Raw genomic sequence first — 15859 nt, forward strand, 5'->3', positions numbered from 1 at the left:
CAATCCTTGATCAGTATATTCACTGAACAAGGATTGCTTTTTATATACTACTGAGTCCATTTACCAACTGCTTGTCCCACTTGCACTTCACTGTTCAACTCAATAGTCGGAATAAAGTCCGGATTATTTTCTATAAACAGAATAACTGTAGATCCAAAACTGAAATAACCAAAATCATTTCCTTTAATGCATTCTTTTGATGAATTGTGAAGCTGTATGCTATTCACATTTAAAGCTCCAACTTTTATAATGGCCACTTTTCCGAAATCTGTCATTACTTCTGAAATGAGGCGATGATTTGTGGAGAAGGGGCTCTGTCCAAGACGTAATCCTAAACTATTCACTGGATAAGAAACACCGCCAAGAGCGTAGCGTGAAACCAAACTTCCTGTAACAGGATAGTGGAAGTGATGATAATGGCTAGGTGACAGGTAAAAGATATAATACGTGCCATCTTTATAAGCAGCTGCTTTTTCAGAGGTACCCATAATTTCGTTTATCTTATACTGATGGCCTTTTATCAGAAAAGATTGGTCGGTAGCTATTTTCCCAACTCCACTTGCAACACCATCCACTGGTGAAGTGAGGGCATTGGGCGAAGGATCCACTTGACGAATACCTTCTTTTAGCTGGCGTGTGAAGAGGGCTTGTAGACTTTTATAGTGTGAGATTGGGTGTTCCATTTCGTCATTATTAATGCGATAAGCATTGCTAAATGGCTGAATGAACGGCCGACTAAATCGTGAACTTGTAAATGATTTTAAGAGAGCAGAAGAAACTGGATTCCCCGTGAGCTCAACAAAAGATTTAAAAAGTGCTTTTTTCATTTAATTTATCCTCCGAACGATTCATTTACACTTTCGCAATACGAATGTTGCTAATCATCAATACTGACATAATCAACATCAATATAACGAAAAATAATGGACCCACATATGGAACAAGGAAAAAGCTTAGTGTCATGACAACCCCAGCTACCGTAATAGGAACACCATAAAATGCACCATCAAATTCAGATGCATTGTAACGAGCGAGACGAACTGCACCGGCCAAGACATAAAAAACGGTAGCAATGATTCCAAGCCAAGGCGTCGAATAAAGTGTTGTTTCGTAAATCAATAATGCGGGTGCTAATCCGAATGAAACTAAATCACATAATGAATCAAGCTCTTTACCAAAAAGCGATTCTGCATTATAATGTCTCGCGACCATTCCATCGAAACGATCAAATAATGCGGCAAGGAAGATGAAAAGTAAACTCATATGACCTAAGCCTTTTATAATAAGAATAATAGCAATAACGCCGAAACATAAGTTCATCAATGTAATTGCATTTGCTAACTGCGCTTTCACTTTGGATTGTTCAACATAATCAGGTGAAATCATAAAACACCTCCTAATAGTGTACATACGATTTTCGATTAATTAATAGCCATGATTTCAACTACCCGAAAATACAATGATACCATGATTTCTATGGTTAAAACTGTGAAATTAAAGACGAATTAAAATAAAGTATGTAACCGGTAATCTTATATTATACTTGAATAATGAATACTGTGCAATTTAAAGTGTGAATGTCAGCCGTTTTGCTCTCTTTCAATCTCTTGGATCTCGTGTTACTTATAATAAACCGTTATTGAAGTAGGGGTTTCTTGCTACATGAACAAAAGCTTTCAAACAAGCTAAGTGGTGGCGCTACTCCTATATGATTAGCCATAGGAATAACTTCAGTGGACAATAGCTTATTCAGAGATAAGCAGGGGGGGAACTGACCATCTACTATCCCCTACACTTTAAAAAATCATAGCTGCTTTGTCTAATGTAAGCTGAAATCAAGATCTTTGATTTTCCCAAAATGTTTTGGCAAAAAACTCGATGCATCATGAATGTCTTGAGGATTCTTTTTAAAAGAAGTGTAAACGCGCAAAAAGTAGAGCTAATGATTGCAACAAAAAAAGCCCCAATCAATTGCTGATAGGGGCGTTACTGTTATTCAGAGGGACTATTTCGACATCATTAATTTTTTTATATCGTGGCCTTTAAACTTCACTGTCAATTTTAATGTTGTATAATCAATCACTTCGAATGCTTCTGATGCTTGCTTGATGATATCTTCGTCATCCATGTCTGGTTCAAGCGAGAGTTCCTCGAAGATTGTATTAAGCTTTTCCATGGCTTTATTGCCATGCAAGTAGAGGTCTTCTATTTGATTTTCGTATGTTGCCTCTGTTTTATCACGTTTTTCATCATAATTGGCGGTGACTGCTTGTTTGATTTCTTTTGTATCAATTGCTACATCAAAAGCCGTGAAGCCGTATGTCTCACCAAGCGGCTCTTTGGGTGAATCGGATTCTGTTACTAGGTTCTTATTGCTACAACCGACAATCAGTATTAGTGTAGAAATCATCGCGATTCGTAAAATTAAACGCATCATATTCAACTCGGTCATCCTTTCCGGCCTTATCTAAAGTAGACTACTGTCAATCTAACCGGAGTAGGGGGGAGTTATACGGTTGGAGACGAAAAATCTGTTTCCAATCACGTATCAGTATTAAACACCTAAGAAGAACAGTATGACCGGAATAGTGATAATGCTGATTAGTGTTGTGAAAAATGTTGTAAACGATACAAGATCAGGTTCTGTCCCAAACTGTAATGCAAGCATCGTTGTATTTGCCGCTGCTGGCATGGATGCTTGTACAATAACGACCGCTTTTAGAAGGTCATTGACGGGCATGAAATACAAAATTCCGACTGCGATCAACGGAGAGGCTACCATTCTGATAATACTGACGGCAGAAACATAGCGGTAAGCGACTCTTTTTCGCGAAATGGCCGCAAGCTGCATACCGAGTACGAGCATCACAGTCGGAATAGATGCATCGGCAATTAGGCTAACGGCTTCCATGACTGCGGTTGGAATAGACACTGAAACTAGCTGGAGTCCTATTCCTAAAAAGGCGGCATACATGAGTGGCATACGGATTACCCGCTGTGCGGACTGGCGTAATGTAGATTTTTCTTCTCCACCCATCGCTGCAAAGAAGATGCCGACGGTATTCATTAGTAACGATTGAAATACCATCATAATAACGGCATAGTCAAATCCGACTGCTCCGAATGCAAACAGTACTACCGGAGCTCCGTAGTTCCCGCTATTCATAAATACCCCGCCAAGAATCATTGCTGATAGTTCTGACCGTGTTGCCTTCATACTAATTGCCGTAATCCATACAACAATTAGCAGGATAGTTGTCAGGAGTAAACTAAATAACACAATATAGAAATAGTCCATCGTCAACTCATTTGTGTAAAACGTGCGGAATGCTAAAAAGGGAGACATTAAATAAAGGGCCGCTGTTGAAATTGATTTAATATCAAAGCCTATAAATTTTTGTCCTATGTAGCCAATTGAGAAGATGATAAATACTGGTAAAATAATTAATAGTAAATTCATTAGGGTTCAGCTCCAACGTTTTGACCTGCTACTAGCATAGCAGAATCTGGACTAGTCAACTATAATGATAGACAAACAAAGTAATGTAGCGAAGTCCAGTAGATTTACATTATCTGCACGGTGCTTTTTGCTGTAAAAAAAGGAGGTTTTTAGTGTGAATGAAATTGTTTCATTCAAGGAAGTGTCATTCAGTAAGGGGGACAAGGTAATCTTGCAGGCCATTAATTGGTCCGTCCATCAAAATGAACATTGGGGAATACTTGGTTTGAATGGATCAGGGAAAACTTCCCTACTTAGTATCATGTCTGGATTCCATTTCCCTTCAACTGGCGAAGTTAGCGTACTGGGCAATCTGTTTGGGAAGACCAATTTGCCGGAACTCCGTAAAGAAATAGGTTTTGTCAGTAGTTCATTGGAGCGCTTTGCCGAATATTTCAATAATGAAACGATTGAAAGAGTCGTAGTAAGTGGAAAGTTTGCTAGTTTCGGTATTTATGAGCAAGTGAAAAAAGAAGAATGGGAGAAAGCGGATTCTTTACTCGAGAGCCTGCAGTTGACGTATTTGAAGGGAAAGCCCTATCGGCTACTCTCAGAAGGGGAAAAGAGAAAAGTCATCATCGCCCGTGCGTTAATGAGTGAGCCTAAAATGCTTGTGTTGGACGAACCATGCTCTGGATTGGATATTCTTTCGCGTGAGCGGTTCCTCCAATCGCTGGATGGAATTATGAAGGATGAATGTCATATCGTTTATGTATCCCACCATATCGAAGAGCTTGTCCAAGGGATATCACATGTTCTCCTTCTGAAGGATGGAAAAGTCATCGCCGCAGGACCCAAAGAACAAGTAGTTAGCGATGAGTTGCTAAGTGACACATTTGGAATTCCCGTCCATGTGCATTGGAAGGAAAGTAGGCCATGGTTGGAAATAAGGAGCTAGTATTCGTTCACAAAAAAGTACTCTTTGATAAGGCATTGATTTGCTTCTTGCTATACAATTATAGGATAGCGTTTCATCTAATTAGTAATGGAGTGAATGATTTTTATGATGAAGAATGAAAAATCTGCAAAAACGTTTAAAAAACGTAATTATAAACCATGGATTATTGCACTTTCTGTTATACTCATCGGTGCAATTGGCGTTTTGTCTGGAATGCGAGGAGTTAAAGATTTTGATGCATTCGATCTAACAATCCTTCCTTTGATGAATGCAATTTTCAACAGTTTTACATTTGTATTCCTGGTGTGTGCTCTTATCGCTATTCTTAAAAGGAATATCACTGTTCATCGCCGTTTTATCTACGCGGCGTTTGTTACTACATTTCTCTTCCTAATTACGTATGTCTCTTACCATTATCTAGCACCATCCACGCCCTACGGTGGAGAAGGCTTTATGGCTGGATTCTATTACTTCATTCTAATTACACATATTATTCTTGCAGCAGCTATCGTCCCGCTTGCACTGACGAGTGTAGCTCGCGCATGGAATATGGAGAATGAGCGTCATAAGAAAATTGCGCGATGGACAATGCCGATTTGGTTATACGTCAGCTTTACAGGTGTTTTGGTGTATATACTGATTTCACCTTATTATTGAGTGAGTTGCTGGAGTTAGTATAAATGTATGGACAAACACACTTAAATTAACATCATAGTAGCACATGAATTAGCACTGCCTTTTGGTGGTGTTTTTTTTATGTGGAAATTTAGTCAGTGGAATTGAAATACAGGAGAGTGTATTTTAAAGGTCTTTTATTTTGAATTAATGGAACCTTCTGTATAATTAAACGTACTGATAGTAGAGCGTTCTTTTTATGATGAAGGATGCCTTTGATAAAAAGGAGGGTTTTGAGTAATGCCTTAAGAAATGCCTTGAAACTTAGGGAAGTAATTAAATCCAATTATTCACAAATGGTTTTTCAGTGTAAATACAAATGAAAGAGGTCATACATATGAAAAAATGGAGATACATCGGTATTTTTCTTATCGTTATTGTTATTCTCGCAGCATGTTCAAAAAAGGAAACGCCCGAAGATAGGCTTTCGGCTTATATCAAATTATGGAACGATGCTGAGTTTACAAAAATGTATGATAAATATGTAAGTGAAGCTTCAAAAGATGCTTTTGGTTCAAGTGAATATATTGACCGAACGACGAAGCTTTATAAAGATTTAACTATCACTGATGTAAAAGTTGTTTTTACTAAGTCGGATGAAGATAAGAACTATAAACCTGAGGATCAACCGGAGTTTCCTGTACATATAACAATGGAAACCGTTGCAGGACCAGTGGAGTTCGAGAAAAAAGTAATTATGACATATAGTAAATCAAGTGAAGATGAAAATTGGTTTGTCGAATGGGATCCATCTTTCATTCTCCCAGATTTAACGAAGGCAGATAAAGTAGGCATTTCTACTATTTCTTCAAAGCGCGGTGAAATCTTTGATCGTAATGCACTGCCTTTGGCTATAAACGGAAAAGGCTACGAAGCAGGAATCGTACCAGAAAAGTTCAATGAAGAAAGAGATGCAGAAAAACTCGCAACAATACTTAGCGTAACGCCGGAATTTATTAACAAACAACTCACTCAAAGTTGGGTCAAGCCAGATCAATTTGTTCCTATTAAAAAAGTGGCATCAACCCAAGATATGATTATAGAAAAAATGATTGAAGTGCCAGGGGTTACCTATACACAAGTAGAAATGCGAGAATATCCATATGGCGAGTCACTCTCACATCTTACGGGCTATATCAGTCGTATTAATGCTGACGAGTTAGAGAAAGTCAAAGCTCAGGGGTATGGAGAAAACGATTCTATCGGTAAACGTGGACTGGAACAGCTACTTGAAGAACAGCTCCGTGGTCAGGACGGGATTCGAATATATATTGAGAAAACGAAACAAGAAGCAGAGAGAATTACGATAGCTGAGAAAACTGCGGCAGATGGTAATTCAGTCACATTAACAATCGATGCGGAACTTCAGCAGAGGACATTTAATGCGATGAATGGTGAGGTAGGAACAGCGGCAGCAGTGGATCCCAAAACGGGAGAAATGCTTGTGTTGACAAGTTCACCAGCTTTCGATCCAAATGAATTTATGATTGGCGTGGGTTCATCACGCTACCAAGAATTGACTGATGATCCTTTACAACCACTATTAAATCGATTCGCAGCGACATATGCTCCTGGGTCGGCAATAAAACCGATTACAGCGGCAATTGGAATAGAGGCAGGAACGATTGATCCTAGTAAAGGGTATACAATTGAAGGGAGGAGGTGGAAAAAAGATGAATCATGGGGCGATTTTGGTGTCACAAGAGTTTATACTCCACCGAATCCAATCGACTTAAAAAAAGCACTTGCTTACTCGGATAATATCTATTTTGCAAAGGAAGCACTCGAAATGGGGAAAGATACCCTAACTGAAGGTCTAAAAAGATTCGGTTTTGGAGCAGATATTCCCTTTAGTTATCCACTCCGAACTTCTCAAATATCGAATGACGGAACAATCGGGACAGAAGCACAACTTGTGGATACCTCTTATGGACAAGGTCAAATGTTAATGAACATCGCTCACTTAGCTTCGAGTTATGCTCCAATCTTAAATGACGGAAAGATGTTCAAGATGGTTTTATTCAAAGATGAACCAAAAGGTGAAGTATGGGTAGAGGGGCTAATTTCAGCTGACAACGCTGCAATCCTTCAGGCAGACTTACGTGAAGTTGTGGTAAATGGTTCTGCTAAAGATGCAAATATCCCTTCTGTTAAACTTTCTGGGAAGACAGGCACTACAGAATTAAAGTCATCACAGGAAAAAGGCGGCAAGGAAAATGGATTCTTCGTCGGGTATCAAACAGATGAAACGTCTTATATTTTGGCGATGATGATTGAAAGTATAGAAGATAAAGGTGGAAGCAGCTATGTAGTAAAAAAGGTTGCACAAGTCATGGGGAACTAATAGCTTGTGCAAGCATGGTTTGGGTGTCTAGTTCACTGAAAAAACGCAAGTACAGCGAACGATGCTTTTCATAGTATATATGTTGAACGAATGATTCTATATGATCTCCAGCGAAGGCATCTACTGGGGTAGCCGAAGCAATAAGACTGAAAGTGATTTTCTGTCCGGCTTATTGTGGGAGGCATCCCCTAGCGCCAAGTGTTGTTGGTAGGATTCTTTATTTCAACCTATATAGTTACAAAAATCCTTATTTTATCGATTAAAGTGATGGCTTGCTCGATTTCTAGATTGTCAGGTGATATAGCTTGATTTTAGCCAATCATGTTTTAACTATTATATTAGGAGCGCGATTTAGTACAATTCTATGAACAATTTTTTGAAAGTGTAGAAAATAGTTAGTTCAATATTTGTTTGTTGTTTCATAAAAATGGTAAAATAAAAGTATCACGTGATAGTTTGGAGGCGAGCCTATTGGGAAGGATAAACTAAGAATTGGGGAATTAGCCGACATTGCAGGAGTATCTAAACGGACAATCGATTATTATACAAACTTGAATCTTTTAAAACCATCACGTTCCGATACTGGCTATCGTCTTTTTGAACTTTCTGATGTTGAGCAGTTAGATAAGATTTCACATTTAAAGGGAAAAGGTTTCTCACTTGAAGAAATTAATGAGAAACTGGCGTTTCCTGATACTAGTGAGCAGGTGCTGGAGAAAGCACTCTTAGTAAAAAGTAATCTTCAGGAACTTTTGGTTTTATTAAAAAGAGCTGAACGGGAAAACTCTTCAATTAAGGAGAGCATCACCCATGATACTCTGCCAGTAATACAAGCTTTATTACAATTACTTGTCTAATTTTACACGCGAAAGTAGCAGACAATCATTTCAGGAGGTGGAGGCCTTGCTTAATGTAAGGTTGACATAGTGGAAATATTAAATTTAGTATTAGTCGCAGTACTGATTGCTTTAACAGCTTTCTTTGTAGCAACAGAATTTGCATTAGTGAAAGTTAGAAGTACAAAAATTGATCAGCTAGTTGCGGAAGGACGAAAAGGTGCGATATCTGCAAAGCACGTCACCACTCATTTGGACGAGTATCTCTCTGCCTGCCAATTAGGAATTACAATTACCGCTTTAGGGCTTGGTTGGCTCGGGGAACCAACAGTCGAGACAATGCTACATCCACTGTTCGAAAAATTCGATGTAGATCCATCTGTTTCCCAGATACTTTCCTTTGTAATCGCCTTTGTCTTCATCACTTTCCTACACGTTGTAGTGGGGGAACTTGCTCCGAAGACAATAGCAATCCAAAAAGCAGAAGCATTGACATTGCTTTTTTCTAAACCAATAATGTGGTTCTATAAATTAATGTTTCCCTTTATCTTTGTGTTGAATGGATCAGCTCGTTTGCTTATAGGTCTATTCGGCTTTAAATCAGCATCGGAACACGAAGTTGCTCATACTGAAGAAGAGTTACGGCTCATTTTGTCAGACAGTTTTAAAAGCGGAGAAATTAACCAATCCGAACTGAACTATGTTAACAAAATGTTCGAATTTGACAACCGAATTGCAAAAGAGATTATGGTGCCACGGACTGAAATGGTAACGTTCTCCTCGGATGTTTCTTTCGATGAAGTAGCATATACAATTCAAGAGGAAAGATATACACGTTATCCCATCTACGAGGGGGATATAGATAATATCATAGGTTTTATCAACAGTAAGGATTTGCTATACTTTACTCTCGGAGATCGCTCGGCCTTAGAGTCATTCTCCATTAAAGACTTGTTGCATCCGATACCAGTGGTAATCGAAACATTGCCCATTGATGAAGTTCTAAAAAGAATGCAAAACGAACGGTCCCAATTATCGCTTGTAATCGATGAATATGGCGGTACGGCTGGAATGGTAACAATCGAAGACATCCTTGAAGAAATTGTCGGGGATATACACGATGAATTTGATGCAGATGAGATCGCGGAAATCACAAAAATTGCAGAAGACCATTATATCGTCAGCGGTAAAGTATTGATAGAAGAAATCAATGATTTACTTGGAACATCATTGGAAAATGAAACTGTGGATATGATTGGCGGATGGTGCTTGTCGCAGAATTACGAACTTGAAGAAGACGAAGTGATTGAGAAAGACGGCTTCCTTTTTATAATCAAAGAACTAGACGGGCATCAAATACGCTATATAGAAATCCGGAAAAACGAATAGACTATTCATTCAAAACAAAAGGACCTAAAAAGGTCCTTTTGTTTTGAAAAAATTTAGTTGAAGTTCTCTTAAGGATTAGTTGACCATAAACCAGCAGATTTAACTAGGATCCGCGGGTGCAGTTTCAATTGTGCAACCATTACTTCAGCAAGATCTTCAGGCTGCATCACTTTATCCGGGTTGCCGTCTGTCAAGTTTTCACTGAAAGCCAAATCTGTAGCGACTGTGCTCGGTGTCAATGCGCTGACACGGATATTATGTTTTCTCACTTCAAGCATAAGCGATTCCGTAAGTCCGAGAACACCGAATTTTGATGCACTGTATGCGCTTGTAACTGGTGCTCCTTTTTGACCGGCAGTTGAGGAAATATTAATGATGTCGCCTGATTCTCTTTCAATCATTTCTGGTAGAACAGCTCGTGTGACGTAATAGACGCCCATCAAGTTAACATCGATTATATTTTTGAATTCTTCTGGTGAAAGTTCAAGGAATTTGCCGAATTTACCGATGCCTGCATTGTTAATGAGGATATCGATTGGACCAAGCTCTGTTTTGATATGTTCGACTGCAGCAATGACTGATTCATTATCCGACACATCGGCAGTTGCCATCGTCACTTCGACACCGTATTCGCTAAGTTCTTTTGCTACTTTCTCAAGGTTTTCGGCTGTTTTTCCGATAAGTCCTACATTGATGCCTTCTTGAGCAAAAGCAATGGCTGTCGCGCGGCCGATACCTCTGCCTGCACCAGTAATTATAGCATTTTTACCTTTTATGATTTGCATACATAACACTCCCTCTATGAAAGTTTCTACATAGAGCAGTATAACAAATGCAGCGCGAATTAGTGTCCGCGGCGATTATAAGAAACGTTTTTGAGGAACTGAGGTGTGAAAAAAGTGGCATCACAAGCAGATGCCAACCGTAAATAGTTACCTACAATCGGTTTTATCCAAGCTTATACTGCTTTCATAACAATAATGATTGAATATATATGTTGAACAAATGAATACGGCGTATGCGCTTTACAAGGGCTTTTGGGCGGCCACTGAAAAAGTCCCGAAACTTAGCACAATTAGAATTCCTGCCAATACCGCTTCGACGCTTTGTGGATGCCTCCCGCGGTAAGCCAGAAAGAAGACCGCTTTCAGTCTTATCGCTCCGGCTACCACGAAGTCGCGCCTTCGCTGGATGGTCTATTTGAGAAAGAGCATTTCATTATCTGCGATGAAATCTGCAAGCTGGGGCACGTCTTTCTTGAAAATAAATTGTATCAACTAGTCATCACCTTATAATCTCAGCATATACATCTCAAAATTACATTTCTCTCGATAATGAACACCCTAGCGAAAGGCATCTCCAAAGCGCCAAACGTTCTACAATCCACACACCGAATTAAGAGGCCACTGAAAAAGTTCTTTTTTATAGTAAGAACTAGTTGATTGTAGTGAAGAGCGGCGACTCCGGCGGGAACTGCACGAGCTGAAGACCCCGCAGGAAGAGCCGTTACGAAGAACGGCTTTTGCGAGCAAAAGCGCTAGCGTTGGGAGCACGGGGCAAGAATGCCTTAATTTCTGCAAAGAACGCAGAAATACGGCCAATCGAACCCTTTGCTGTTCGATTGGCTGAAGCCGTGCCCGCGGAAAGCGTCCGCTCGGAACGGAAATCAACGGGATTGAAGGATATCGTACATTTTCAGTGGCCTCCGAATTTAAATTCTCACCTTATTGAGCGCCACAGTAAATTCAGTGGGATTCTTTAATTCAACATATTTAGCTCTTTTATACTTCCAATGGGAAATTTGAAATCATCATGATGCCCTCCGTAGATAAATTATATGGCTCTTCATTTCAATAAATCATCTTTTTGATTTGATACTTGACTACCATTTCTATTCCAAAGTTCAGATATCGTGACAAATTCATATCCCTGCTTCTTAAGTGCAGGTAGAATTTCTTCGAGTGCTTGCACGGTTTGGGAGCGATCACCGCCCGCATCGTGAAATAAAACGACATCACCTGGTTTAGCCCCTGATAATACGGTTGTTACAATTTTATTTACCCCTGGTCTTTGCCAATCCTTTGTATCTTGATGCCATGACCACATAACCACCTTAAACCCATTCTCTACAGCAATATTAATAATACGATCATTATAACTTCCACCTACGGGCCGATATAACGTTGGATAAGTACCGGTAATGTCATAAATGACCTCATTCGTTTTTATTAATTCATTTTCTAGTACTTCTGCAGTTTTTGAATAGGGGTGGGTATACGTATGATTAGCTATTTCATGGCCTTCATCTTCTTCTCTAAGGATAATAGCTGGAAATTTTTTAGCGTGCTCTCCAATAACGAAAAAAGTTGCCTTCGCATCGTATTTAGCAAGTACATTTAAGATTTGTGGTGTATAAGTAGGGTGTGGACCATCGTCAAATGTAAGAGCAATGACTTTCTCTGTTGTTTTGATATCCCACAGCACATACCCTTTATCCTCGTAATAAGGCCTATCTTTCTCTGTTGCAAAAGAAACATAAGCAATTGAAAAAAACATCACACTAACAATTCCTATTTTTAATCCCCAATACTTCACGCATTATTCCTCCTTGCCTTGCTATTTTGGCAGAGGATTCATTGTTGTTTGTGTCCTCGCAAATAGTATTTGTCAAAGAGGAAGGATTATACGGCTATTTTTTTGTACTTCGAGTCATTTATTTTTTATCCAGATTGGACTTGATCATAAGGATAACGGAAAGACTCTTTTTTCGGTTTCAGCAGTAAAAAGAATAATGTCAGTGGACCAATTCGACCTAAAAACATCACCACACATAATAGCACTCTTCCAATAGCACTAAAGTCTTCGGTTACCCCCATTGATAATCCCACAGTCCCGAATGCTGAAAAGACTTCGAATGCGAGAGGAAATACCGGGATGGTTTCTATAATCGTTAATATAAATATAAAACCAAAAACGATCATAGTACTAACCGTTGCAATTGCCAATGATCGAAAGACAATGTCGAATTTAATCGTCCTCCCAAAAAGATGAGGTTCGCGTATGGATCTAAAATAGGAGAGGGTAGCTATGACAATAATCATAAATGTAGTTAATTTAATCCCCGATGCAGTTGAAGCACTACCTCCTCCGATGAACATGAGGAGCATTGTAAATAACAAAGAAGGATCTTCCATGTCACCAATCGAGATTGTATTAAAGCCGGCAGTACGGGGAGAAACCGCTTGGAAATAAGATGCCAGTGCTTTATCGGCCAATGAAAAGTCAGCAATTGTATGCGTATTATTAAACTCAAGCACAAAGATTGTCACTGTGGCTACACAATTTAATGCAATCGTTCCAGTAATCATCATCTTTGTATGAAGTGACCAATGCACAAACGACTTGTTTTTGACAAGATCGAGCACGACTACAAACCCCAATCCTCCAATGATGAGTAATGAAGAAAGAACAAGATTAACGAGCGGGTCACTAACAAATTGAGCAAGGTTATCAGGAAATAATGAAAATCCTGCGTTATTAAATGCCGAGATGACATGGAAAACACTGTAATAAATCCCATCCCGTAACCCAAAGGTAGGTACCCAATGGAGCGATAAGATGATAATAGCAATCCCTTCAACAATCAGAACAAAAAGTAAAATCTGACGAACGAATTTCACCATTCCTCCGAGCGTTTGAAAACTAAAGGATTCTTGTAGATAAATTCTGTTCTGCATCCCAACTTTTCGCCCAAGCAATAAAAGTATGGCTACGGCAAATACCATTAAGCCAATTCCGCCCAATTGAATAAGAGACAGCAAAACGATTTCTCCAAATAATGTAAGTGTAGAGCCTGGATCGAATACAATTAGCCCAGTCACCGTCGTTGCAGACGTCACTGTAAATAGTGCATCAATCCAAGTGATTGGGCGCTCAGTTGCAATCGGCAATTTCAAAAGTAACGTGCCGATAAGGATTAGTAGGAGGAAATTTCCGGCAATTACCACTGGAGGAGAGATGTGTCGTCTATATAGTTTCTTTGAGTGCATATGCATGCTCCCATCCTATAGAATATGGAATTCTTATTGCGGGCTAGTCGATAGATATCTAGTGATTAACCAACTACAGTAAACCTTTCCGATTGCAGTCTCTCGATGGAGAGTAGTATTTTCCATTCGACTGTTACTATCTGAGCTAAAAAGATGAGAATGACACAGCGGATAGAAATTTATGCGTGTCAGCTTGATAGTGTTTAGTTGCTTACATATTATCAGAATAGGTGCTTTTTTACGATACTTTTTTTGGAAATAAACAACTATATAAGTTGGACATTCGAATACCTATATAAATTGAGTGAAGGTGCCTTAAAAGGGGGAGGCATCCCCAAGCGCTGTAGCTAATTCAATGAAGTTCTTTATTTCAACACTTACAATGCAAAAAGTCTCTTTTAAAGTGTTAAAATGCTTCCGCCTAGCCATTTTAAATCAGAATGAAAAATCTCATTACCTATTTTATTTGAAGGGCGGGGCGAGATTATTTTTGATGGGGGTAACTTTAATAATAGTTCATTTCTTTTGAAACCGCTTACAAATAATTCGGAAATACGGTTGACTTTGTTCCAAACAGCCCTTAATATATCTATTAACGACTATTAAGCGACAGTTAATAATTTTGAAAATACTTAAATCTGGGGGAATATAGATGGATCAACAAAATGAGAGAAAAATCGGTTTTTGGATGGCGTTACTTCCTTTAGTCGTAATGATTGTTGTCATGATATTTACGGTTGTTAAATTAGAACAAGGTCCTCATATTCCATTGATAATTGGAACATCGACTGCAGCTATTGTAGCTTGGCGAGCTGGATTTACTTGGAAGGAAATTGAGGAAATGATGTATAAAGGTATTCGATTGGCTCTTCCGGCTGTCGTTATCATTATTTTGGTAGGGCTGACAATTGGAGCGTGGATGGGCGGCGGTATTGTTGCCACGATGATTTACTATGGTTTGCAAATCATTACACCAGCTTGGTTTCTCGTTACAATTTGTCTTATTTGTTCAATTGTATCTTTGGCAATTGGTAGCTCATGGTCGACAATGGGAACAATCGGCGTAGCGGGAATGGGAATCGGTTTAAGTATGGGGATTCCAGCAGGTATGATTGCAGGAGCAATTATATCAGGAGCCTACTTTGGGGATAAAATGTCTCCGCTTTCAGATACTACGAATTTAGCAGCAGGGTTAACAGGGACGGATTTGTTTGATCATATCAAGCATATGTTTTACACGACGATTCCTGGCTTAGCAATTGCTCTTGGCGTCTATGCCTTTTTAGGAAATCGTTTTGCAGCAAACAATATTGAAGTAGAAGAAATTGCGCAAACAGCACAAGTGTTAAAAGAAAGCTTTGTCATTTCACCGTGGTTGATGCTTGTACCATTGGCCGTTGTTGTACTTGTTGCTGTAAAAGTACCGGCTATACCTGCTCTTGTAATAGGAATTGTGCTTGGATTCCTATCACAAATTTTTGTACAGGGCGGTACGCTTATTGCAGGCATTGAGGCTTTGCAAAGCGGATTCACAATTGCCACAGGGAATGTAATGGTAGATGCTTTGTTTAACGGTGGCGGATTGGATTCGATGATGTTTACGGTATCTATGACTATTGTCGCCATGACATTTGGCGGGATTCTAGAGTTTTCGGGCATGCTTATGTCATTAATGAATCAACTGCTTAAAGTTGTTAAATCTTCCGCGTCGTTAATTATCTCGACAATCGGAGCTTGTTTCTTAACAAACGCATCTTGTTCAGAGCAATATATCTCTATCGTCGTTCCATCACGGATGTTCAGTAAAGCGTATCAGAATATGGGCTTGCATTCGAAAAACTTATCACGTGCACTTGAAGACGGTGGAACGCTGACTTCGGTTTTCATCCCATGGAATACATGCGGTGTATTCATTTTTGGAACATTGGGAGTAAGTGTTGTACAATACGGTCCATATGCCATATTGAATTTAGTTGTTCCTTTGATATCCATTATTTATGCATTAACAGGCTTTTCGATTGTGAAGTTGACTGAACAAGAAAAGGAAAAACTTGCAGTAGATGAATTAAAAAAAGAAAAAGTAAACGAAGAGGTAAATTTGGCTTAAAAACAAAAGCGTAAGCGCTGGAGTTTAGACGAGAAAGAATGGAAAGTTCACATCTATCAAGT

At 39.1% G+C, this 15859-nt stretch carries 13 protein-coding genes; 6 read left to right on the forward strand and 7 right to left on the reverse strand.

What is annotated here, in order from left to right; translation table 11 throughout:
• Positions 1 to 47: 47 nt before the first annotated feature.
• The 4 genes from H7992_RS06660 to H7992_RS06675 all read right to left on the reverse strand — a co-directional run bounded on the left by H7992_RS06660 (position 48) and on the right by H7992_RS06675 (position 3460).
• Entirely contained in the window at positions 48 to 827 is a 780-nt protein-coding gene (locus H7992_RS06660; RefSeq protein ID WP_187047016.1) for a phosphatidylserine decarboxylase, read from the reverse strand.
• 25 nt (positions 828 to 852) lie between these two features.
• Complete coding sequence (gene pssA / locus H7992_RS06665) at positions 853 to 1386, reverse strand: CDP-diacylglycerol--serine O-phosphatidyltransferase (protein WP_067206854.1); 534 nt, start codon at positions 1384 to 1386, stop codon at positions 853 to 855.
• 619 nt (positions 1387 to 2005) lie between these two features.
• The gene (locus H7992_RS06670) at positions 2006 to 2437 is read right to left on the reverse strand and encodes a YusW family protein (protein ID WP_187047017.1); all 432 of its coding nucleotides are present in this window, start codon (positions 2435 to 2437) and stop codon (positions 2006 to 2008) included.
• 117 nt (positions 2438 to 2554) lie between these two features.
• Positions 2555 to 3460 carry an AEC family transporter gene (locus H7992_RS06675; protein ID WP_187047018.1) on the reverse strand — a complete coding sequence of 302 codons (906 nt, stop codon included), beginning with the start codon at positions 3458 to 3460 and terminating at the stop codon, positions 2555 to 2557.
• A gap of 154 nt (positions 3461 to 3614) precedes the next feature.
• Between H7992_RS06675 and H7992_RS06680 the strand changes: the two genes are divergently transcribed.
• The 5 genes from H7992_RS06680 to H7992_RS06700 all read left to right on the forward strand — a co-directional run bounded on the left by H7992_RS06680 (position 3615) and on the right by H7992_RS06700 (position 9641).
• A complete protein-coding gene (locus tag H7992_RS06680) occupies positions 3615 to 4397 on the forward strand; it encodes an ABC transporter ATP-binding protein (RefSeq protein ID WP_187047019.1) in 783 nt (260 codons plus the stop codon).
• A gap of 105 nt (positions 4398 to 4502) precedes the next feature.
• Complete coding sequence (locus H7992_RS06685) at positions 4503 to 5054, forward strand: DUF420 domain-containing protein (RefSeq protein WP_370569972.1); 552 nt, start codon at positions 4503 to 4505, stop codon at positions 5052 to 5054.
• 355 nt (positions 5055 to 5409) lie between these two features.
• Positions 5410 to 7416, forward strand: a complete 2007-nt coding sequence (locus H7992_RS06690; RefSeq protein WP_187047020.1) for a penicillin-binding transpeptidase domain-containing protein — start codon at positions 5410 to 5412, stop codon at positions 7414 to 7416.
• 533 nt (positions 7417 to 7949) lie between these two features.
• Positions 7950 to 8273, forward strand: coding sequence for a MerR family transcriptional regulator (locus tag H7992_RS06695; protein WP_255428673.1), 324 nt, complete (start codon positions 7950 to 7952; stop codon positions 8271 to 8273).
• Positions 8274 to 8342: 69 nt separating this feature from the next.
• Entirely contained in the window at positions 8343 to 9641 is a 1299-nt protein-coding gene (locus H7992_RS06700) for a hemolysin family protein (RefSeq protein ID WP_187047021.1), read from the forward strand.
• Positions 9642 to 9709: 68 nt separating this feature from the next.
• Here H7992_RS06700 and H7992_RS06705 read toward each other — a convergent pair whose 3' ends face one another.
• The 3 genes from H7992_RS06705 to H7992_RS06715 all read right to left on the reverse strand — a co-directional run bounded on the left by H7992_RS06705 (position 9710) and on the right by H7992_RS06715 (position 13690).
• Positions 9710 to 10426, reverse strand: a complete 717-nt coding sequence (locus H7992_RS06705) for a 3-ketoacyl-ACP reductase (RefSeq protein ID WP_067206872.1) — start codon at positions 10424 to 10426, stop codon at positions 9710 to 9712.
• A gap of 1060 nt (positions 10427 to 11486) precedes the next feature.
• Positions 11487 to 12197, reverse strand: a complete 711-nt coding sequence (locus H7992_RS06710; protein WP_187047811.1) for a polysaccharide deacetylase family protein — start codon at positions 12195 to 12197, stop codon at positions 11487 to 11489.
• Positions 12198 to 12361: 164 nt separating this feature from the next.
• Positions 12362 to 13690, reverse strand: coding sequence for a TrkH family potassium uptake protein (locus H7992_RS06715; protein ID WP_370569973.1), 1329 nt, complete (start codon positions 13688 to 13690; stop codon positions 12362 to 12364).
• A 652-nt stretch (positions 13691 to 14342) separates the two neighbouring features.
• Between H7992_RS06715 and nhaC the strand changes: the two genes are divergently transcribed.
• Positions 14343 to 15797, forward strand: coding sequence for a Na+/H+ antiporter NhaC (gene nhaC, locus H7992_RS06720; protein ID WP_067206876.1), 1455 nt, complete (start codon positions 14343 to 14345; stop codon positions 15795 to 15797).
• Positions 15798 to 15859: the final 62 nt, after the last annotated feature.

The sequence above is a fragment of the Sporosarcina sp. resist genome, assembly GCF_014302295.1.
GTDB lineage: Bacteria > Bacillota > Bacilli > Bacillales_A > Planococcaceae > Sporosarcina > Sporosarcina psychrophila.

Bases quoted from the DNA above. Each gene is read 5' to 3' on its own strand.
- H7992_RS06660 (WP_187047016.1), bottom strand. From the start codon at position 827: ATGAAAAAAGCACTTTTTAAATCTTTTGTTGAGCTCACGGGGAATCCA.
- pssA (WP_067206854.1), bottom strand. From the start codon at position 1,386: ATGATTTCACCTGATTATGTTGAACAATCCAAAGTGAAAGCGCAGTTA.
- H7992_RS06670 (WP_187047017.1), bottom strand. From the start codon at position 2,437: ATGATGCGTTTAATTTTACGAATCGCGATGATTTCTACACTAATACTG.
- H7992_RS06675 (WP_187047018.1), bottom strand. From the start codon at position 3,460: ATGAATTTACTATTAATTATTTTACCAGTATTTATCATCTTCTCAATT.
- H7992_RS06685 (WP_370569972.1), top strand. From the start codon at position 4,503: ATGATGAAGAATGAAAAATCTGCAAAAACGTTTAAAAAACGTAATTAT.
- H7992_RS06690 (WP_187047020.1), top strand. From the start codon at position 5,410: ATGAAAAAATGGAGATACATCGGTATTTTTCTTATCGTTATTGTTATT.
- H7992_RS06705 (WP_067206872.1), bottom strand. From the start codon at position 10,426: ATGCAAATCATAAAAGGTAAAAATGCTATAATTACTGGTGCAGGCAGA.
- H7992_RS06710 (WP_187047811.1), bottom strand. From the start codon at position 12,197: ATGTTTTTTTCAATTGCTTATGTTTCTTTTGCAACAGAGAAAGATAGG.
- H7992_RS06715 (WP_370569973.1), bottom strand. From the start codon at position 13,690: ATGCACTCAAAGAAACTATATAGACGACACATCTCTCCTCCAGTGGTA.
- nhaC (WP_067206876.1), top strand. From the start codon at position 14,343: ATGGATCAACAAAATGAGAGAAAAATCGGTTTTTGGATGGCGTTACTT.